This window comes from Sphingomonas sp. P4_D12 (assembly GCF_056401895.1).
The window spans coordinates 497,023-517,360 of sequence record NZ_JBFUIL010000005.1; the positions used below are offsets into that span (position 1 = coordinate 497,023).

A 20,338-nucleotide genomic window follows, 5' to 3' on the forward strand; every position below is an offset into this window, starting at 1 on the left:
CGGTCATGGCGCGATCAGCACCTTGCAATCGTGGGTGCGGCGGCGAAGCGCCTCGAAGCGTTCGGGCGTGTCGTCGAGCGCGATCGTGCCGGTGATCAGATGGCGCGGTTCGGCGGCCCCCGCGTCGAGCGCGTCGAGCGCGGCTTCATATTCCTGACGCGTGAAGAAGGCCGAGGTGACCAGCCGCACTTCCTTCGACAACATCGCGAAGCTGTTGAACGTGTCAGGCCGCGTGCACAAGCCGAGCAACAGGATCGTGCCGCGGTTGCGCACCTGGTTCACCGCCTGCGCGATCAGCCCCGGGACCCCGACGCATTCGAACACGATATCCGCCTTGCCGCCCAGCGCGCACTCGCCGGCGCGGATCGGATCGCCGGCATCGAAGACGAAGGCCGACGCCCCCATCGCCAGCGCACGGTGGCGCTGATGGTCAGCGATATCCTGCACCACGATCTGGGCAGCTCCCGCGCGTCGCGCCCAGAACGCGACCGCGAGGCCGATCGGTCCGGCACCGAGGATCAGCACCTGGTCGCCGGACCGCAGCCCGCTCATGTTGACGCCGTGCAGCGCGACCGCCAGCGGCTCGATGATCGCGCCGTCCGCCAGGCTCGCCGATTTTGGCAGGATCACGCATTGGTTGGGGCGGGTCACCGCATATTCGGCATAGCCCCCGCCTTGCAGCCCGAAATGCTCGCACCAGGCCGGCTCGCCGGCGAGGCAGGTGGCGCACTGACCGCAGCTCGCCAGCGGGATCACCGAGACGAGATCGCCTGTCGCGATCCCCTCCACGCCGCGGCCGAGCGCGACGATTTCGCCGGCGAATTCGTGGCCGAGCACGTCACCCGCGACGCGCCCATAAGCGGCATCCTCGGTCATGTGCAGGTCCGATCCGCAAATCCCGCAGCGCCCGACCCGGACGACCAGTTCGCCGGCCTCGGGCGTGGGGTCGGGCAGCGTCTCGACCTTGAGCGGCCGGTGGAGCCCCTGCATCACGACCGCGCGCATCGCCTAGGTCTCCGTCGCCATCCGCAGCACCGGCTTGACCACCCTGCCGCTCTCGCTCGCGGCGATCGCCTGGTCGATCTCGGCAAAGTCGAAATAGCCGATCAGCTTTTCGAACGGAAATTGTCCCGCAAGGTGCAGTTCGATCAGTTCCGCGACGAACGGCCCGACATCGCTGTCGCCGCCCAGGATGCCCTTCACCGTGCGGCCGCCGCCCATGAACTGGCTTTCGTTGAACACAAGCATATCGGCCGGATCGGAGGCGCCGACGATCCCGAGCACGCCCCTGGGCGCGAGCAGCGCGAACGCGTTCTCGATCACCGCCTTGATACCGGTGGTGTCGAAGGCATAGCCGACTCCCGCCGGGCACAAGGCGCGGATCTTCGCGGGGGCGTCATCGCGCGCGTTGAAGGCGTGCGTCGCGCCAAGTTCGCGCGCGAGCGCCAGCCGCTCGTCGTTGACGTCGACCGCGACGATCGGATCGGCGCCCGCCACCTTTGCCGCCATGATCGCCGCCATCCCGACCGTGCCGGTGCCGAACACCACGATCGGCAGGCCGCTGCGTACCTTCATGCTGCGCAGCACGGCCCCCGCCCCGGTCATCAGCCCGCAGCCGATCGGCGCGAGTTGTTCGAGCGGCAAATGCGCCGCGCTGTCGGGCACGCGCACGACGTTGCGCTGATGCGCGATGGCATGGGTGGCGAAGCTCGACTGGCCGAAGAAATTGGCGTTCATCGGTGCGCCGCCCACGAACATGGTCGGCGTTCCGTCGGCGCGCGTCCCCGTCCAGTTGTTGGGGAAGAAATTGTAGCAATAGGTCGGCGCGTCGACCGCGCAGCTGGGACAATCTCCACAGCTGTTGAAGCTCATCACCACGCGATCGCCTGGCCGCGCGACGGTGACCGCGTCGCCAACCGCCTCGACGATCCCCGCGCCTTCATGCCCCAGCACGATCGGCAACGGCACGGGCAATTGCCCGTCGCGCACCGCGAGGTCGGTGTGGCAAATACCGCAGGCGACGATGCGGATGCGCAGCTCGTCGGCGCGCAGATCGTCGAGTTCGACCTCCTCGATCACGAAGGGCTCATGTTTGCCGCGGCAGATCGCCGCTTTCGCCTGTGTCGTCATCGATGTCGCATCCGGTAAGGGTCCAGTCAGTCGAGCGGCTTGACGGGACCGAGCTGCATCCCGCCATCGATCATCACGTGGCTGCCGGTCATGTAGCTCGACGCGTCGGACGCCAGCAGCAATGCCAGCGGCTTGATCTGATAGGTTTCGGCAACGCGGCCGACCGGGACCAGTTCATCCCACGCTTTGCGTGCCGCGGGGTTCTTCTTGAGCCAGCCGCCGCCGATATTGGTGACGAACGGCCCAGGCGCGATCGCGTTGACGCGGATGCCGTAAGCGGCGAGCTCATAGGCCGCGTGGCGCATGAAATGCTTCACGCCGGCCTTGGCGGGCATATAGGGCACGCCGACGATCGCCTCATTGACCTCGGCCGCGTTCGACGAGGTGCAGATGATCGACCCGCCACGGCGACCGTTGGTCGCCGCATTGGCCTTCATCACCCGCGCCGCCTCGCGCACGGTGTGGAACACGCCGGTCAGGTTGATTGCGATCGATCGGTACCAGCGTTCGGGATCGTAGACGTCGATCTGCCCTTCCGGATTGCGCTTGTTCTCCGGACTCCAGAACCCGTTGCCGGCGTCCCAGCCGGCATTGGCGAAGGCGATATCGCACCCGCCATAAGCAGCAACATGGCCGTCGAACGCCGCCGCGACCTGCGCGAGATCGGCGACGTCGCAGGCGACCGCGCGCGCGTCGAAACCCTCGCCGCGCAGCCGAGCCGCTTCACGCTCCGCGCCCTCGGCATCGATATCGGCGAGCGTCACCCGCACGCCCGCCTCGGCCATCACCTCGGCATAAGCGAGGCCGAGCCCCGATGCCGCCCCGGTGACGAGCGCCGAGCGCCCAGCGATATCGAACTGGTCGAGCGTGTTCATCGCCGGATCACAGATAAAGCTGCGGGTTGGGCGTCAGGCCATGGTCGCGGCAGTAACTCTCATAATGGTTCATGAACCACCAGACATCGAGCGTTTCGACGTGATTACCCTCGGCATCGTAGAACTCGTTCGCACCCTGCATCCAGAACAGCGCCTTCATGCCATTGGGATCGTCGGTGACCAGCGTGTGCGCGGTGCCGGGCGTTTCGGTGATGAAATCGCCCGGGCGGCACACCCAGTCATATTCGAGATAGCGGAAGCTGCCCTCCAGCCCGATCGCCCAGACGGGTCCGCGATGCTTGTGGGTGCCGATCACCCCCGGCGATTTGATCCACAGGATGTTGCAATAGACGTTCTGCCGCACGTCGAAGGCGAGGTGCCGGATCGCAGCATTGTCGCCGAACGGCACCCAGGGGCTCTCAACGTCGGACGACCCGACATAGGTGCCTTCTTGTCCCTTGCGCCGGATCAGGTCGAGATATGGCTCCGCGATGTCGACGATCTTGTACGCACTCGACGGCGGCGCGGTCATGGTGCCCATGATACGGCTTCCTCAGATATAGAGCTTGGGATTGATCGGGATGCCGTTGGCGCGGCAGTGGGTCTCATAGTGGTTGATGAACCACCAGACGTCGGTGGTTTCGACGAAGTTCGCCTGGTCGTCGTAGAATTCGATCGGCCCCTGCATCCAGCCGAACAATTTGACCCCATTGGGATGGTCGGTGACCAGCGTGTGGCTTTCGCCCGGCACCTCCAGAATCAGTCCGCCGGGTGAGGCCACCCAGTCATATTCGAGATATTTCACGCTGCCTTCGAGGCAGACCATCATGATCGTGCCACGGTGCAGGTGGGTGCCAATCACCCCTGGCCCCTTGATCCACAGGATGTTCGAGAAGATGCCTTGCCGCACGTCGAAGGCGAGATGCTTGATCGCGGCATTGTCGCCGAACGGCACCCAGGGGCTGTCGACGTCGCTCTGCGCATCGATATAGCGCCCGCCGGGGCTCAACCGGGCGACGATCTCGCGGTGGGCGAAGGGGACATTGACGATTTCCGCCTTGGTTGACGGCGGCGCTTCCATCACGCTCATGGTGATACTCCTCTCAACGGATCAATGTGTCGACATAATCGGCGCCGATGCCGACCGCGGCATAGTGCGCCCGCGCGGCCGCGATATAGTCGTAGACGTCGTAATGGCCGGTGGTGTTCCCGTCCTCGTCGAGCCACATCAGCGGGCCCGACACGACGAAGAAGACCTTCATCGGATCGGGGTGATCGTAGCAGACCAGGGTGTGGCTCTCGCCGGGGGTTTCGTAGACGAAATCCCCCGCGGTCGCGGTCCAGTCATGTTCGAGATAGGCCCATTTGCCGCTGATCGTGTAGGCCCAGATCGGGTGCGGGTGATAATGCCGGTTCACCAGCCCCGCCGCCTTCGACATCAGTACGTCGGCCCACATGTTGCGCGACGGGCTGATCCATACCGGCTTCGACGACACTGTCTCGCTGATCGGCACCCAATAACGTTCGTCGCCCTCGGCGATCTTGGACGCATAGATTTCGGGTAGCCCGCCTTCGCGAAACACCTTGGCGACCGGCTTCAAGTCCTTCCAGAATTCGGCATGCGCCTGTTCGGGCATCTTTACGCTCCCCTGTCGCTATCCGGCACTGATCACGCTCCAACCGCCATCGACCCGGAACGAGGCGCCGGTGACATAGGTCGCGTCGTCGCTGACCAGATAGGCGATCATCCCGGCGACATCGTCGGGCGCGCCGCGCACGCCGAACGGCACTGCCGAATTGATCCCCGCTTCCGCTTCCGCCTCGGAAATGCCGGTATTGGCTGCGTAGCTCTGGATGATGCTGTCGGTCATCCGTGTGCGGATCACGCCGGGATGGACCGAATTGCACCGCACGCGCCCGCCGTCCGCCGCGCCGATGATCGCCAGCGAGCGCGTCAGTTGTTCGACCCCTGCCTTGCTGACGCCGTAAGCGAGCGCCGACGGAGTCGCCATGAACGACACGATCGAGGCGATGTTGACGATCGCGCCCGTGCCTTCCGCGATCATGTGCGGCATCACCGCGGTGCAGCCGAGGAACGTGCCGTCGAGATTGATCGCCAGGACACGGCGGAACTCGGCATAGCTCGTCGCGAGCCCGGCCTGGGCGAGATCGCCCTCTATTCCTGCAGCATTGACCAAAATGTCGATGCGACCGGTCGGCCGGAGCGCGACGTCCACCACCCCGTGCCAACCATCGGGATCGGAGACGTCCTGGAGCAGGAATGTCCCGCCGGTTTCGGCCGCCAGCGCCTTGCCGGATCCTTCCGCGACATCGGTCAGTATCACGGTCGCGCCGTCGCGCGCCAATCGCCGCACGGTCGCAGCGCCGATCCCGCCGGCTGCCCCGGTGATCAGCGCGACTCTACCCGCCAGCGAGCTCATGCCGGGACCTTTTCGAGGGAGAATCCGGCATAGCCCGCTGCGGCTATTTCATCGCATTTTGCGCGATAGGCGCCGACGCCGCCGACATAGGGCATGAACACACGCCGTCCGTCGCGGGTGCGGCCCTGATACCAGCTGTCGGCGCGCGGAAAGAGCGTCTGGTGGGCGACCGCATCGGCATGTTCCATCCAGTCGCGCTCGGCATCGGCATCCGCCTCGATCGTCGCGATACCCCGTTCGCGCAGATGGATCAGGCAATCGGCGATCCAGTCGACATGCTGCTCGATCGAAACCACGACGTTGCTCAGCACCGATGGGCTGCCCGGCCCGGTAATCGTGAACATGTTGGGAAAGCCGGCAACCGCGAGCCCCAGCAGTGCGCGCGGCCCGTCCGCCCATTCGTCGGCTAGCGCCCGGCCGCCGCGGCCGCGAATGTCGATCGCCCTGATCGCACCGATACAGGCGTCGAACCCCGTAGCGAAGACGATCGCATCTGCCCGATACGTCCCGCGATCGGTGACGATGGCATGATCGGTGACCGCAACGACCGGTTCCTCGCGCACGTCGACCACGGCGACGTTGCGACGATTGAGCGCGTCGTAATAGCCGATCTCGGAGCAGAGCCGGCGCGATCCGATCGGGTAACCGGTCGGGGTGACCTTGCGCGCCGTCTCCGGGTCGCTCACCAGCTCGCCGATCTTGGCGCGCGCGAAAGCGGCGGCGTAGGCGTTCGATTCCTCGTCGAACAACAGATCTTGATAGGCGCGCAACAGCCCGGTCGTGCCGCCAGCCCAATAGTCCGCAAAGCGCCGTGCGCGCCCGGCCTCGTCATCCGCCTTGGCCGATCCCGGCCCCGGCCCGTCGAACCAGCCGAGCGGCGATTGGCGCGCCGCGGCGCGCAATTGCGGCAATTGCGGCGCGATCGCGGCGCGTTCGTCCTCGCAGAGCGGACGATTGCCCGCCGGCACCGCGAAATTGGGCGTGCGCTGAAACACGGTCACGGCATCCGCCCGAGCGGCAATCTGAGGCAGTACCTGGATGCCCGACGACCCCGTGCCGAACAACGCGATATGGCGGCCGGCCAACGGCACCGTCTCATCCCACCGCGCGGTATGGAGAATGTCGCCCGCAAAGCGGTCGAGCCCCCGCAGATCGGGCGTCTTGGGCGCCGAGAGCGCGCCGGTTGCGAGGATCAGATGGCGAGCATCGACCCTCGCGCCGCCATCGATATCGACGTGCCAGACGGCGGTCCGGTCGTCCCAGGTCGCCCGGGTAACGCGCGCGTCGAACCGGATGTCGCGACGAAGATCGAAACGATCCGCGACATGGTCGAGATAGGCGAGAATCTCGGGCTGCGCGGCATAACGCTCCGTCCAGCGCCAGTCGCGTTCCAGCTCCGGCGAAAAGGAATAGCTATATTCGACGCTTGGAATGTCGCAGCGCGCGCCGGGATAGCGGTTCCAATACCAGGTGCCGCCGACGCTCGCCCCCGCTTCGACGACGCGAACCGAAAAGCCGGCCTCGCGAAGGCGATGGAGCATGTAGAGGCCGGCAAATCCGGCCCCGACGATCAGGGCGTCAAGCGGCGTGGCGGCGTCGGAGCTCATGTCGCACGCCTGGCGGCGACTTGCTCGCGCAGGAAAACCCCCGCCGCGGCGACCGCCGCCGCGCCTTCGGGCAGCATGAACGCGAAGGCGTGCCAGACATGGATCAGCCCCGGCCAGAGGTCGAGCGTCAGCGCGACGTCGTCACGTCCCGCCGACGCGGCGAGGCGGACCGCGTCGTCGAGCAATATCTCCGCCGTTCCGACATGGACCAATAATGGCGGCAACCCGCTGAGATCGGCATGGATCGGAGAGGCGAGCGGATCGGCGGGGTCGGTCGATCCGAGATAATAGGCCGCCAACCTGCGCAAGCCGAGCTCGGTGAGCGCAGGATCGGCGGCGGCCTTGCCGGTCATGCTAGCGCCGCTGCAAGCGAGATCCGTCCAGGGCGAGATCAGGAATCCGGCCCCCGGCATCGGTGCGCCGGTATCGCGCAAGCGGAGCAACGTCGCGACGGTCAGCCCGCCACCCGCCGAATCCCCGGCAACGACAAGATTGCCCGGGTCATGGCCCTGATCGAGCAACGCGCGAAATGCCGCCGCGGAATCGTCGATCGCGGCAGGGAACGGGTGTTCGGGGGCGAGCCGATAATCGATCGCATAGGCAGTCATGCCCGACGCGTCGGCGAGCGCCGCGACCAGACCGCGATATCCCCAGGCGTTGCCGACGACATAGCCGCCGCCGTGCAGGTACAGCAATGTCGGCGCGGACGGATCGGCGGGACCGTAGCGCAAGGCCGGGATACCGCCGAGCGTGTCGTGCTCGAACGCCGCGTCGGGTGGCGCGGGCATCGCCCCGACCATCGCATCGAATGCGGCGCGCGCCTGTTCGGGCGGTGCCGATAGATCGGGACCGCCCTGACGCATCGTCTCGATGATCTGGGCAAGGGCGTCGCTGGGCAATGTCGTTCTCTGTTTTCTGGACTGGAAAAGCGGGGCGGCGCGGGCGCCGCCCCGAGGCGCGTCAGAAATTGAAGCCGACCCGCACGTACCATTCGGCCGGACGACTATAGGTGCCGTAGATTTGGCCGCCGGCGATCTGCGCCTGGCCGGTCACCAGGTAGCGGTCGTTGGTCAGGTTGGTGCCGCCGACCGTCAGGTTCCAGTTCTTGCTCGGCGCATTGTAGGTCAGGCTGGCGTTGACGATGTCGGTCACCGGCCGCATCAGCAGGAAGGTGCCCTCGGTGTCGTTGCGCATGCCGGTCGTATGCGTCCAGTCGCCGAGCAGCACGACCGACCCGTTACCCACCGGCAGTTCGAGCCGCGGCGACAGATTGATCTTCCAATGCGGCGCCTTGGGCAACGCCGAGCCCACGCCGACGCCTTCCTGGAACGGGTTCGGCGCGACCTGCGCCGGGGCCAGCACCGTGGTGTAATAGGCATCGAGATAGCCGATCGAGCCATTAATCGTGAACCCCTTGACCGGGGCCACGACCGCTTCGAGTTCGACGCCCTTGATGCGGGCGTCACCAGCATTCTGGATGGTCGGGGAGACGCCCTGCTGGAAGTTGAGCTGGATACCCTTGTACTTGGTCGTGAAGGCCGCGAGGTTCAGCTGCAGCTTGCGGTCGAGCAGGGTCGACTTGATGCCGATCTCATAAGTTTCCGCTTTCTCCTCGCCGAAGGTCGGCGCGACCGGCAGCGGGTTCGACAGGCGCGTCGTCCAGCCGCCGGTCTTGTAGCCCTGCGAGAAAGAGCCATAGGCCATGACGTCGTCGGTCGGATAGAATTGCGCCCCGGCCTTGAACGAGAAGTTGTTGAACTTCTGCGTGTTTGGCGAGCCCGGATAGTAACGGAACGGCTGGTCGGGGAACGGGAAACCCAACGCCGCGGCGCAGGCGGCGCTCGGCGGGGTGCAGTTGAACAGCTTGTAATTGAAGCCGTTCACGTCGGACTGCATGCCGTCATAGGTTTTGTCCTCCGACGTGTAGCGACCGCCGAAGGTCACGCCGAACAGCTTGGTGATACGCCAGTCGATCTGGCCGAACCCGGCATAAGCAGTGGTATCGACCTTGCCCGGCCCGTCGACCTGGAGCAGTCCGGCCGAGAAGGTCACATAGTCGTTGAGCGTGCCTTTCTCCTTGAAAGCATAGCCACCGAGGACGAACTTCAATTTGTCGTCGAGCAGGCTGCCGGAGAATTGGAGCTCCTGGCTGAGCTGGTACTGGTTGACCTTGAAGCTGGTCTGCAGGATCGGCAGCGGCGAATTATCGAGGTCGACGCCGGCCGCGAAATTGATCTTGCGATAGGATGAGATCGACTTGATCAGCATCTTGTCCGCCACGTCGAATTCGAGCGCGAGCGCGGCGCCACCCTGCTTCAAACGCGAGAAATTGTTGCCGTTGGCATAAGTCGTGTCGATATCGGTATTCACCCAGCGGCTGTCGTACGGCAGCAGGTCGTTATTGGGATTGGCATCGACGTTGACGCTGCCCAGACCGGGCAGCGTATTGTACCCGTTCACGCTCGAGCGCGGTCCGCACAGATTCTGCGCGTTGCGCGCCGCGATCTGCGCCGGCGTCGCGCCAATACAGAAATTGTACAGGCCGGCGAACAGGAAGCCCGAACTGCCGGTCACCACGTCGAGCGCGGTGCCGGGGATGTTGTTTGCCGCCACGCCGCCGAACGGACCGGGGATCGGCGTGACCGCGAGCACGGTGTTGGCGGTCGATTCCTGGTCGATATTAGTATAGTCGCCGGTCAGCGTCGCGCGGATGCCGCTCCCATTGTCCCAGTGCAACTTGCCGCGGAGGTTCCAGCTATTATCCCCGCCCTGGCGATTGCGCGTCTCATAGTCCGCCGCGACAAAACGGGTGAAGGAATCGGTCGCACTCGGCGTGCCGGGATAGGGAATGCGCCGCTGATATCCCTCGCGACTGAGGATGCCGAACGCGAGCGAGGAGCTCAACCCCTTTGCCAGCGGGATTTCCACGACACCGCGCGCCTGTAGCCGGTTGTAGCTGCCGCCAGTGATGTCGCCCTTGGCCTTGAACGTATCGCCCGGCGTGGTGGTGACGATCGAGATCGCGCCGCCGATCGTGTTGCGGCCGAACAAGGTACCCTGCGGCCCCTTCAGCACTTCGATCCGCTCGACGTCGAGCAGGTCCTGGTTGGCGCCGATCGACCGGCCAAGATAGACGCCGTCGAGATAGACGCCGACCGCGGGATCGATGTTGAAGGCGAAGTCGCTGGCGCCGATGCCGCGGATCGTCGCGCCGAGCACGGCGGAGGAACCCGAGAAGGGAGTCGACGCGTCGAGCGTGACGTTGGGCGTGATCCCGGACAGAGCCGAAACGTCGCCGATGGCGCGCTCCTGCAACGCCTCGTTGGTGAAGGCGCTGATCGCGATCGGCACGGTCTGGATATTTTCCGACCGGCGTTGCGCGGTGACGACGATGTCGGGAATCCCGCCATTATCGGCCGGTGCGGTTTGCCCGTTGGCGGCCGGCGCCGGGGTCGGTGCGTCCTGCGCCTGCGCCGCGGCCGGTATCAGCAACGCAACGGCCAGAGCACTCAATGAAACGGTGATACGCGGCTTGCCCATATCGAATCCTCCCCTTTGGCCTCGCGTTCGTCGCGATGGTCCAGGTGTGGGCGAGTCTAGGGGAAGCGACCCGATCCCGTCTTGCACTGACGCGCAACGGGGCCGGACTGACGCGAAATTCAGCGGCCCGTGCGATAGGCGCTGGGCGTTCTCCCGAAACGCTGGCGAAAACAGCGCGCGAAATAGGCACTGTCGTTGAACCCCAGGTCGAAGGCGATCTCGGTCACGCTGGTCGCCGGGTTGCTGACCAGCATTTCCGCGGCGCGCTCCAGACGCTGTTCGATGACATGGCCGACTGGCGTCGTCCCCATCGTGGCGAAGACGTTCTGGACCGTGCGCGCGCTGATCCCCAATTCGCCGGCGATGCTCGCGGTGCGGAGATCGGGGTCGCCGAGCCGGGCATTGACCAAGGCGAGGACGCGTTCGCGCGTCCGGCTCGCCCCCGGCGCCGGCGGCGCCGTCGGCGCGACGTTGACGGCAAGCGCGACAAGATCCGCGAAGACCGACGCAACGCCGGCCTGCCAATCGGGATCGGCATGGCTCTGGTCACCCTGATGCCACAATGACAGCAGGAAATCGTGGAAGACCCGGCCGCCAGCGCAAGCGCCCGAAATGGCGGTACCGAGCCGGTCGTCGAGCCGGCGGATCTTGTGCTCGATCAGCCGCCGCGGAAATTGCACCACCATCAGCTCATGCGTGTGCGGGAGATCGATCTTATAGGGCCGATCGGTCGACATCAGGATGAAATCGCCGGGCGCCAGCGACGCTTCGCGGCGATCCTGGCGGTGGTTGCTGATGCCGCGTCGCTGCAGGTGAAGAACGATCTGCTCCTCGTCGACCGCGCGATCCGCCGCGCGCCCGACCTGCGCGGGATCCGACCGCGGGCGGATCATGTCGAGATCGCCGACTTTCCATCGCCACATCTCGGCGACGAAGTCCATCTTGGCGGTGTTGACCCAGGTCCCCGTATAGACCCGATCGACGACGTCGTTCCAGAACGGGAGGCGCTCGGCCGGCGCCAGGCTGAGCGTCTCGTATTTCTGAACCGCGTTCATATCGCTGCCTCCCGCAACTCCGAGCCGCGCCGTCCGGCGACGATCCGCGGCGCCGTCTCGCGCAGCCCCATCGCGATGATGCCGGCCACGATCGTCAGCCCGAGCATGATCCAGAGCGGCGCGGCCAGGCTGGTCGCGTCGGCCGAGCGCCCCGCAATCCAGGGCGCCAGCACACCGCCCAGCACCTCGCCCGATCCCATGCTCAGCCCGAGCGCCGTCGCAACGCGGCGCGGGTCCACGCTTTCCGACGGCACCGTCGCCATGAACAAGGGGAAGATGCCGTTGAGGCCCCAGCCGAAGAAGAAGAATATTGCCAGGAGCCAGGGCGATCCGGCAAAGAACATCGCGCCCAGGGGCAGGATAACCCCGATCAACGGCATCGCGATCATCACCGGACGGCGCCCGATACGGTCCGACAGGCCCGAGATCGCAAAGCTGCCGATCGTCGCCGAGATGCCGAGCGTCCCCATCAGCCACTGCATCGTCTCGGGCGGATAGCCGCGCACCTCGGTCAAGTAGAGCGGCATGAAGACCCAGCAGATGACCAGATACGACACCAGAATGACCGACAGCAGGCAGCACAACAATACGTTGCGCTCGCGCAGCACCGCCCAGAGCGATTCCCTATCGACGGCGTCATCCACGATATGCGCGGGGGCCTCCGGCTCGCGGATCAGCAACCAGATCATCAGCGCGCTGACCAGGCCCGGGATACCCGCGAGATAGAAAGCCTGCCGCCAGCCGAAGGCGGCCGCGAACGATACCAGCAACACCGGTGCGACGAACGAGCCGAGCAGATTCGACCCGAAATTCTGCGCGATGCCCTGTGCGAGGCCGCGCCGCGCCGGAGACACCTCGCTCGCCACCATGGCATGGCTGATCGGCATCACCCCGCCTTCCGCCGCGCCCATCAACAGCCGCGCGCCGAGCAGCAGCGCAAAGCCCTGCGCAAGCCCGGTCAGGAACGAGCAGACCGAAAAGATCAGCGTCGAGAGCACCAGCAGCAGCTTGCGGTTGCCGGTCCGGTCGGACAGCCGGCCGATCCCGAACGCGGCAAGCGCCCAGGTCAACGACAAGGCGCTTTGGAAGATTCCCACCTGCTCGTTGGAGAGCCCGAGATCGGGTTTGACGAACGGCATGAGGAAGTTGAGCGAATTGCGATCGAAGAAGACGATGCCGAAATTCAGGCTGAGCAGCCCGACCAGCAGCACCTGGTACGACCCGGATCGGTTGCTGGCCTTGCTAGCCATCAAGCCTTCCTCTCCATCCCTGTAGTGCCGCCGTCTTCCGGACGAACCGGAGCGGCCGCTCTTTTTGTACGCAGAGCATACAATACCCCTCTTCTTCCCACAAGCCTGTCGGATCAGGCGAATGGCCGGATCGGATCCTTGCCGTCCCAGCCGATCGAGGCGCGCCAGAACGCCGTGAACGCGGTGTCCATTCCCGGCGTCGCGGGGATCAATTCGACGAAATGCGGATGCGTATCGCCGCCGTCGAGATAGGCGACATGGCTGCCGGTCGGCACGCTCGCGGTGAAGGCGAGCGAATAACCACGCGCCAGGTAGGCGGGGATTTCGGCATCGACGTCGTCGCAGGCAATCCCGACATGATGGAAGCCATGGCCGCGCCGCTCGACCATCTCGCGATAGACCGAAGGGTGATCGTCCTTGGGCTGGATCAACTCGATCTGCATGTGGCCGGCAAAGGCCATCGCGATCCGCACATCGGCCCGCGACGGCGCGCCGCGATAGACATGGTCGGCGCCCGTGAAGCTTTCGAGGAGAAACCACGGCCCGGTCCGCGTGTCGCGCACCCACCAGTCGATCGCCGCCTCCATGTCGGGGACGACATAGGCCATCTGGGTGATGCTCCCGACGCGCTGGCCGAAGCCGAGCAGGCGCCCTTCCGCATCACCCGGCACGGATCGGCACCCGCGCTATCGGTCGATGGAAGCGGTGCGAAGGCGGATTGGCCATGTCGATCAGCTCTCCGTCGCCTCGCATTCACGGCGATGGCGTTGAAGGGCATCCTAACGGGCCGCCCAATTCGGTCTTGGACTGGCGCGCAGCGGGATTGGACTGCTGCGAAGAAGTTGGACGGGGCCGGACGGATTCCCTATTCCGTCCAGGGCGCCACTTCTCCCTTAGCGACCTGTGCCGAATTGGTCAGGATGAAATTGCCGAGCACGTCGATCGCGTCGGGAAAGGCCTTGCGCACGCGCGCTTCAAGTTCCTTTGAATCCTTCGACGCGGCCGCCAATTTGGGCCAGGCGGTGAGATAGGCGCGGGTGAAGCCCAGACCGCTGGCATCGTTGGGCAATCCGGGCTTCGAATGGCCGGGGACGACGGTCAGCGGATCCAGTTCGGCGAGCCGGTCCAACGATGCCGACCAGGCCGCCACGTTCGCCGCGCGATGTTCGGCGAGCCATGGGAAGACCTGGTTGAAAATCAGGTCGCCTGCCACCAGGGCCCTGATCGACGGCACCCATAAGGCGGTCGCGTGAACGTGATCGCCCTCCATCGGGCCGAGAACCTTGATCTCACGCCCTTCGAGCATGATCGTATCGCCATCGAGCGCTGACGGCGCCGACGGGTGGACGGGCCCGTTGCGGCCCAGCACCGGGCCCCAGCGCTTTACCTTGTAGGGAAGCGAACGCCAGATATCCGCCACGACGACCGGATTGGCCACAATCTTGGCTTCGGGGAAAATGTCCTGGATCACTTCCGTCGAAAAGAAATGGTCCGGATGGTCGTGGGTCACGAAGACATAGGTCAGGCGCTTGCCGCTTTCGAGCACCATCGCGGCGAGCCGATAGGCATCCGCCCGCGTAAACGGAGGGTCGACCAGCACGGCATCCTTGTCGCCGATGATCAGGGTGGAATTGGCGTACAGCGACCCTTCGCTCGACCGCAGCACTTCCACTCGCAGCGGCTTTTCCTGAGCCGTCGCCGAACAGGCAGCGAGTATGAAAAACGCGGCAAAGGCATTCAGGATAAAGCGCATCTGCATCCTCCGTTCTTGATACGGCGCCCGCCGCCGCGTTCGACGCGGCTCAGTCGACGCGGATCACCACCTTCCCGAACAAGTCCGGTGAGGACTGATATTCATATGCCTGCCGCGCCTCGTCGAAGGCGAAGACGCGGTCAATGGCAGGCTCGATGCCGGTCGCGTCGATTGCGCGGTTGAGGGCAGTCGCCATCGCCGCCGACCCGACGAAGATCCCGCGCAGGCTCGCCCCCTTCAGCATCAACGCGTGCGGCGCGGTCTCGCCCTGGCGCGTCAGCACGCCGATCAGCGCGACCTCACCGTTGTAGCCCACCGCGGCCATCGATTGCTGCAGCGTTCCGGCGCCGCCGACCTCGACGACATGATCGGCTCCGCTACCCGCCAGCCCTGCCGCCACCGCGCCCCAGTCGGGCGTGGTCCGGTAATTGATCGTCTCGTCGGCGCCGAGCGCGCGGATGCGCGCCAGCTTCTCGTCCGACGACGAGGTGGCGATGACCCGGGCACCCGCCGCCTTGGCAAGCGCCAACGCAAGCAGCGAGACACCGCCAGTGCCCAGCACCAGCACGCTGCGCCCCGGCCCCACCGCATGCCGCCCTTCCATCAGCGCGTTCCACGCCGTCACGCCAGCGCAAGGCAAGGTCGCCGCTTGTTCGAACGACAGGCTTTCGGCGAGCCGCACCACGCCGCGTTCGGGCAAGGTGACATATTCGCTGAGCATGCCCTTGGCGGGCGGTGCGCCGAGCGCGACGCCGGGGGCAGGGTTGGGCGGCCCGGCCAGCCAGTTCTGAAAGAATGTGCCCGCGACACGATCGCCGGGCTGGTAGCCGGTGACGCCCTCACCCACCGCTTCCACCGTGCCGACACCGTCCGACAGCGGGGTCAGATCCTGCGCGATCGTCCCGCCGAAATACTGGCCTTTCACGATCATCTGATCGCGATAGTTGAGCGAGCAGGCGCGGACGCGGATCAGCACTTCGCCCGGCCCCGGCTCGGGCTTGGCCGCCTCGATCATCGTCAGGTCGTCAAGCGAGCTCGCGCCGGCGGCCAATCGCCATGACTTCATAGCGCCTCTCCTGGTTTGTACGCCTGACAAACTGTCGCCGGATTGTATGATAGGCAAGCAATTAACATCGCATCCCTGGCACGCCGACGCTAGCGCCTTGATATGAGATACAAATCGAAAGCGGCCCATTCCGTTGGGAGCCGATGCCTAGCCAGCAACAAGCCGATTTCCTTCGAGTTCTCCCGTGGCGAATTTCGAATTTCTTCCACGAACGGGAGCCACTGCGGAAAAATCGCCCAGCTACACCTACGTCCGCTCGCGCCTCGGCGGTCCTAGCAGCGCGGGCTCGAAGATCAGGGCGCAGATCAGCGTCCAGATCAACGAGATCATCAGAATCTCGCCCATACTAGCCGTGCCGGGATGATGCGACAGCCAGAGGCTGCCGAACGCGGTGCCGGTGGCGAGCGCGCTGAACATGACCGCGCGGGCCAGGCTCGACTGGAGCAGCCCCGTTGCCCCCGCCCGCCACGCCATCACGAAATAGATGTGGAAAGCGACGCCCACGCCGAACAATAACGGGAAAGCGATGATGTTCGCGAAGTTGATCGGCTGGCCGATCAGCACGCAACTACCCAAGGTCAGGAAGATCGACAGCACGACCGGCGCTAGCGTGAACGCCACCTCGCGCACGTTGCGGAGCACCACGAACAGCAATGCGCTCACCAGCAGGAAGGCAAGAATACCAGCCTGGACGAAGGCGCCGGCCACGGTGTTGGCCGCGGCCTGGGTCGCGACCGGCAAGCCGGATATCGCTGGCGTCACACCGGCAACGGCGGCCCGGAAGCGGCGGATCACGCCATTGTCGTTGCTATTGCCGCTGGGAAAGACCTGGAGCCGCACCCGCCCGTCGGGCGTGACCCAGTCGCGAGCCAGCTCGGCCGGGAGATCGGCGCGGGTGACGGGCGCCGCCTGCAAGGCAAGCCGGACCTGGGCTAGCATCACGCCGAGCGGCCGGGACACCGCTGCATTCATCGCGGTGCGTTTTTGAGGCGAGCTTCTGGCCAACCGGTCGAACAGCATCGCAAGCCGCCGGACGTCGCGCGCGCCGGGTTGCTTCCCCTCTCCGGCGACCGCGCGCAGCTTAGCAGCACTTTGCGATAGCGAGGCGACCAGGTCGGCATCCGTCGGCGGTGGTGCGATATCGAGCGGATTGATCGTCACATCGAGCAACAAGGCCGCGTCCTGGATGATCGACAGCTTCGCCTGCTGGTCTTCGGGCACGAAGCTGCCGAGCGAGATCACCCGCGCAACCTCGGGCAGCCGCGCGAGCTTTCCGGCGATCGATCGAGCTTCGGCCGGATTGGCGGCGAGGACGTCGATCGTGTTGGGCGTACGGTCGGGATCGCGCGTCAAATCGGCCAAGGCCCGCATTGCCGGTGCGTCGGGATTGCGCAGGTGTAGCGGGTTGAAGTCGAAGCTCACCCAGGGAAGGATGGCGATGCTGGCGACGAGCGCGATCGCGAATCCCCACAGCACCATGGCGCGCTTGCGTTCCAGCCACCGGTCGACCGGCGCGAGCATGGCGAATCCGACGTCGCCGCGCGGTTGTCCGGGACGGAACAGCATTACCAACGCCGGCAGCAAGGTGACGCTCAGCGCCAGCGCGACGATCATGCCCAGCCCGGCGATCACGCCCAGTTCGGCGATACCGATATAAGCGGTCGGCAGGAACGCGCCGAAGCCTAGGAAGATCGCGCCCGCCGCCAGCGTGAGCGGAGCGCCGAGCGCGATCGCGGCCTGGCGAAGCGCCGCATCGGACGGGGCGCCGACCGCACGCTCGGCATTGTAGCGGACGCAGATCTGGATACCGAAATCCACTCCCAGCCCGACGAACAGCGGAATGAACGCGATCGAGATCAGATTGAAGCGGCCGACCGCGACCAGCCCCGCCGCCATGGTGACGAGCAGGCCGAGCACGATCGTCGCCAGGATCGCGGCGACCAGGCGCGCGGACCGTGTCGCGAACCACAAGGTGAGCAGCATCGCCGCGAGCATCACCAGTCCGACCAGGCCGATATTCTCCTGGAGCGTACCGAATTCCTCGTCGGCCAGCGGCACCTCGCCGGTCAGCTGCACCTTTACGCCATGCGCGGCATCGAGCCCGAGCGCGGCGGCGGCCGTCCGGACCGCATCGCTCGCCGCCTCGCCCGACATCAGCGCGCTATGATCCAATACCGGCTGGGCGAGGATCAGCCGTCGCGTCGGCGGCGCCAATGCCCCCTTGCCGCTCGCGAACAGCTTCTGCCAGGAAAACGGCTTCGGCTTGCCGGCCAGCACGCCGTCGGCGGCATCCCCGAGCGCACGGACGGGCTTGTCGATCCGGTCGAACGTGACCTGGCCCGCTTCGACTCCGTCGGCGATAGTCGACAAGGCGCCGGCTACGCCGCGCAGGCTGGGGTCAGCGGCAAGCGGCCCGAGCATCGGCTGCGCTTCGACCAGCGCGGCACTGGTATCGCGCACATCCTGTTCTGAGCCGAACAACAGGCCTTCGCGCCCCAGGAAATCGCCGCCGTCGGGCCGAGTGACCAGCCGGAAATGCGCCTTGTCGGATGCCAATCGAGCCGCGAGCCGAGCCGCGCCGTCCTCGGCCAGTTCCGGGGTGGCGCCGTCGACCATCACCAGCATCACGTCGCGCAGTTGCGGGAACGCCTGCTCCATCGCCCGTTCCCGCTGCCGCCATTCGACATTGGGAGAGATCAGTTCGGCGGTGTCGGTGGTCATCGCGAAACGATCGACGGTGACCAACAGCGCCAGCGCGGCGAGTACCAGCACCAGGATGACCGTCAGCCATGGGCGGCGTACGCTAGCCGCGACGATTGGCGTGACCGGGGACCGCACGATCAGCGCGCCGACGGACCTTTGGCGCCCATGAAATAGCGCAGGTTCAATCGGATAGTCCGGGCATTGCCGTCGAATGCGAACACCGCTTCGGCGAATTTGGGCGGGCCGAGGCGGATCTTGGCATCGTTCGAGAATCCGACGCCCTCCTTCGGGATGCCGAACAATGCCCGATCGACCTCGCCATTGCCGTTCTCGTCGAGAAAGGCCTGCACCGCGTAGCGCCCCGCCGGCAGGTTGGCGACCGTCACGCGAGTGTCGCCCAGGCTAGCCCGCGCATTCGCCGCCCAAGGACAATTATCCTTGAGGAATTGCGCCTCGGGACAGACGTCGACATGAACATTGCCCTTGGCGATGCGGACATTGCCGACATCGATCGTCAGGACGCCATGCGGGGGCGCCACTGCCGCCGGCAAGAACAACAATGCGGGGAAAACCAACACCGATCGCCTCATATGCGCTGGCACTCCGCAATCGCGCTCGCATCGTTATAGCGCAGCGCTTTGAGCACGGTGTCGACGATGGCGTCGGCATCGAGCCCGGCCTGGGCATATTGCAGCTCGGGCTTGTCCTGGTCCTGGAAGAGGTCGGGCAGCCGCATGGTGCGCAGCTTGAGGCCGCCATCGATCAGCCCGCTATCGCTCGCCATCGTCAGCACRTGGGCGCCAAGTCCGCCGATCGACCCTTCCTCGATCGTCACCGCGACTTCGTGCGTGGTGAGCAGCCGGCGGATCAGTTCCTCGTCGAGCGGCTTGGCGAAGCGCAGGTCGGCGACCGTGGTCGACAGTCCCTTGGCATCGAGCGCATCGGCTGCCTTCAAGGCTTCCTGCAAGCGCGTGCCGAGCGACAATATCGCTACCTTCTTGCCTTCGCGGACGATSCGRCCCTTGCCGATCTCGAGCCGCTCGGGCGTCTCGGGGAGCGCGACACCAACTCCGTTGCCGCGCGGATAGCGCACCGCGATCGGTCCGCTGTCGTGGAGCGAAGCGGTATGCGTCATGTGCACCAACTCGGCCTCGTCGGCCGCCGCCATCACGACGAAGTTGGGGAGCGTCGCCAGATAGGTGACATCGAAGCTGCCGGCATGGGTCGCGCCATCGGCCCCGACCAGGCCGGCGCGGTCGATCGCGAAGCGCACCGGCAGGTTCTGGATCGCGACGTCATGGACGACCTGATCGTACGCCCGCTGCAGGAACGTCGAATAGATCGCGCAGAATGGTCGCATGCCTTGTGCGGCAAGGCCGGCGGCAAAGGTCACCGCATGCTGTTCGGCGATGCCGACATCGAAGGTGCGGTCAGGGAACGCCTTAGCGAAGCGGTCGATCCCCGTACCAGACGGCATGGCGGCGGTGATCGCGACGATGGTCGGATCGCGCTGCGCATCCTTGATCAACTGGTCGGCGAAGACGTTCTGATAGGCTGGCGGCCCCGGCGGTGCCTTGGCCTGGGCGCCGGTGATCACGTCGAACTTCTGGACACCATGATATTTGTCCGCCGCTGCCTCGGCCGGGCCATAGCCCTTGCCCTTCTTGGTCACGACATGGACCAGGATCGGGCCGTGCTCGCTGTCGCGGACATTCTCCAGCACCGGGATCAGATGGTCGAGATTGTGCCCGTCGATCGGCCCGACATAATAGAAGCCGAGTTCCTCGAACAACGTGCCGCCGGTGACCCAGCCGCGGGTCAGTTCCTCGGCCTTTTGCGCGGCATTGTGGACCCGACGCGACACCTTGGCGGTGATCCGCTTGGCCAGGCTCCGCAAGCCCAGATATTCGCTCGAACT

Annotated in this window: 18 protein-coding genes; all 18 read right to left on the minus strand. The window is 65.7% G+C overall.

All coding sequences use genetic code 11. From position 1 onward, the window contains the following. Positions 1-3 precede the first annotated feature (3 nt). Positions 4-1,005 (minus strand): alcohol dehydrogenase catalytic domain-containing protein, encoded by a 1,002-nt coding sequence (locus tag AC1DSD_RS12490; RefSeq protein ID WP_478030434.1) that lies wholly within the window; start codon positions 1,003-1,005, stop codon positions 4-6. A 3-nt stretch (positions 1,006-1,008) separates the two neighbouring features. After that, positions 1,009-2,130 carry an NAD(P)-dependent alcohol dehydrogenase gene (locus AC1DSD_RS12495; RefSeq protein WP_478030436.1) on the minus strand — a complete coding sequence of 374 codons (1,122 nt, stop codon included), beginning with the start codon at positions 2,128-2,130 and terminating at the stop codon, positions 1,009-1,011. A gap of 26 nt (positions 2,131-2,156) precedes the next feature. Further along, on the minus strand, positions 2,157-3,005 hold the full coding sequence (locus tag AC1DSD_RS12500) for an SDR family NAD(P)-dependent oxidoreductase (protein ID WP_478030437.1): 849 nt from the start codon (positions 3,003-3,005) through the stop codon (positions 2,157-2,159). Positions 3,006-3,012: 7 nt separating this feature from the next. Then, complete coding sequence (locus tag AC1DSD_RS12505; RefSeq protein WP_478030439.1) at positions 3,013-3,546, minus strand: 2,4'-dihydroxyacetophenone dioxygenase family protein; 534 nt, start codon at positions 3,544-3,546, stop codon at positions 3,013-3,015. A gap of 12 nt (positions 3,547-3,558) precedes the next feature. Continuing rightward, entirely contained in the window at positions 3,559-4,095 is a 537-nt protein-coding gene (locus tag AC1DSD_RS12510; protein WP_478030441.1) for a 2,4'-dihydroxyacetophenone dioxygenase family protein, read from the minus strand. 13 nt (positions 4,096-4,108) lie between these two features. Then, positions 4,109-4,642: a 2,4'-dihydroxyacetophenone dioxygenase family protein gene (locus tag AC1DSD_RS12515; protein ID WP_478030443.1), complete on the minus strand. Its 534-nt coding sequence runs from the start codon at positions 4,640-4,642 to the stop codon at positions 4,109-4,111. A gap of 18 nt (positions 4,643-4,660) precedes the next feature. Then, positions 4,661-5,446, minus strand: coding sequence for an SDR family oxidoreductase (locus AC1DSD_RS12520; protein ID WP_478030444.1), 786 nt, complete (start codon positions 5,444-5,446; stop codon positions 4,661-4,663). Next, a complete protein-coding gene (locus AC1DSD_RS12525) occupies positions 5,443-7,053 on the minus strand; it encodes a flavin-containing monooxygenase (protein ID WP_478030446.1) in 1,611 nt (536 codons plus the stop codon). The genes AC1DSD_RS12520 and AC1DSD_RS12525 overlap by 4 nt, the downstream gene beginning before the upstream one ends. After that, positions 7,050-7,952, minus strand: coding sequence for an alpha/beta hydrolase (locus tag AC1DSD_RS12530; protein WP_478030447.1), 903 nt, complete (start codon positions 7,950-7,952; stop codon positions 7,050-7,052). The genes AC1DSD_RS12525 and AC1DSD_RS12530 overlap by 4 nt, the downstream gene beginning before the upstream one ends. Before the next feature lie 61 nt (positions 7,953-8,013). Beyond that, a complete protein-coding gene (locus AC1DSD_RS12535) occupies positions 8,014-10,593 on the minus strand; it encodes a TonB-dependent receptor (RefSeq protein WP_478030448.1) in 2,580 nt (859 codons plus the stop codon). A 119-nt stretch (positions 10,594-10,712) separates the two neighbouring features. Next, a complete protein-coding gene (locus AC1DSD_RS12540; RefSeq protein ID WP_478030450.1) occupies positions 10,713-11,648 on the minus strand; it encodes a helix-turn-helix domain-containing protein in 936 nt (311 codons plus the stop codon). Beyond that, positions 11,645-12,898, minus strand: coding sequence for an MFS transporter (locus AC1DSD_RS12545; RefSeq protein ID WP_478030451.1), 1,254 nt, complete (start codon positions 12,896-12,898; stop codon positions 11,645-11,647). The genes AC1DSD_RS12540 and AC1DSD_RS12545 overlap by 4 nt, the downstream gene beginning before the upstream one ends. A gap of 113 nt (positions 12,899-13,011) precedes the next feature. Beyond that, on the minus strand, positions 13,012-13,569 hold the full coding sequence (locus AC1DSD_RS12550; RefSeq protein WP_478030452.1) for a VOC family protein: 558 nt from the start codon (positions 13,567-13,569) through the stop codon (positions 13,012-13,014). A 194-nt stretch (positions 13,570-13,763) separates the two neighbouring features. Beyond that, positions 13,764-14,651 (minus strand): MBL fold metallo-hydrolase, encoded by an 888-nt coding sequence (locus AC1DSD_RS12555; protein WP_478030453.1) that lies wholly within the window; start codon positions 14,649-14,651, stop codon positions 13,764-13,766. Positions 14,652-14,700: 49 nt separating this feature from the next. Further along, entirely contained in the window at positions 14,701-15,717 is a 1,017-nt protein-coding gene (locus AC1DSD_RS12560) for a zinc-dependent alcohol dehydrogenase family protein (protein ID WP_478030454.1), read from the minus strand. A gap of 246 nt (positions 15,718-15,963) precedes the next feature. Then, positions 15,964-18,558: a hopanoid transporter HpnN gene (gene hpnN, locus AC1DSD_RS12565; RefSeq protein ID WP_478030478.1), complete on the minus strand. Its 2,595-nt coding sequence runs from the start codon at positions 18,556-18,558 to the stop codon at positions 15,964-15,966. After that, positions 18,558-18,998: a DUF2141 domain-containing protein gene (locus AC1DSD_RS12570; RefSeq protein ID WP_478030456.1), complete on the minus strand. Its 441-nt coding sequence runs from the start codon at positions 18,996-18,998 to the stop codon at positions 18,558-18,560. Before AC1DSD_RS12570 ends, hpnN begins: the two co-directional genes overlap by 1 nt. Positions 18,999-19,006: 8 nt before the next feature. Beyond that, positions 19,007-20,338 (minus strand): 1-deoxy-D-xylulose-5-phosphate synthase (gene dxs / locus AC1DSD_RS12575; RefSeq protein WP_478030457.1); only part of this gene is annotated, 1,332 nt, incomplete at its 5' end.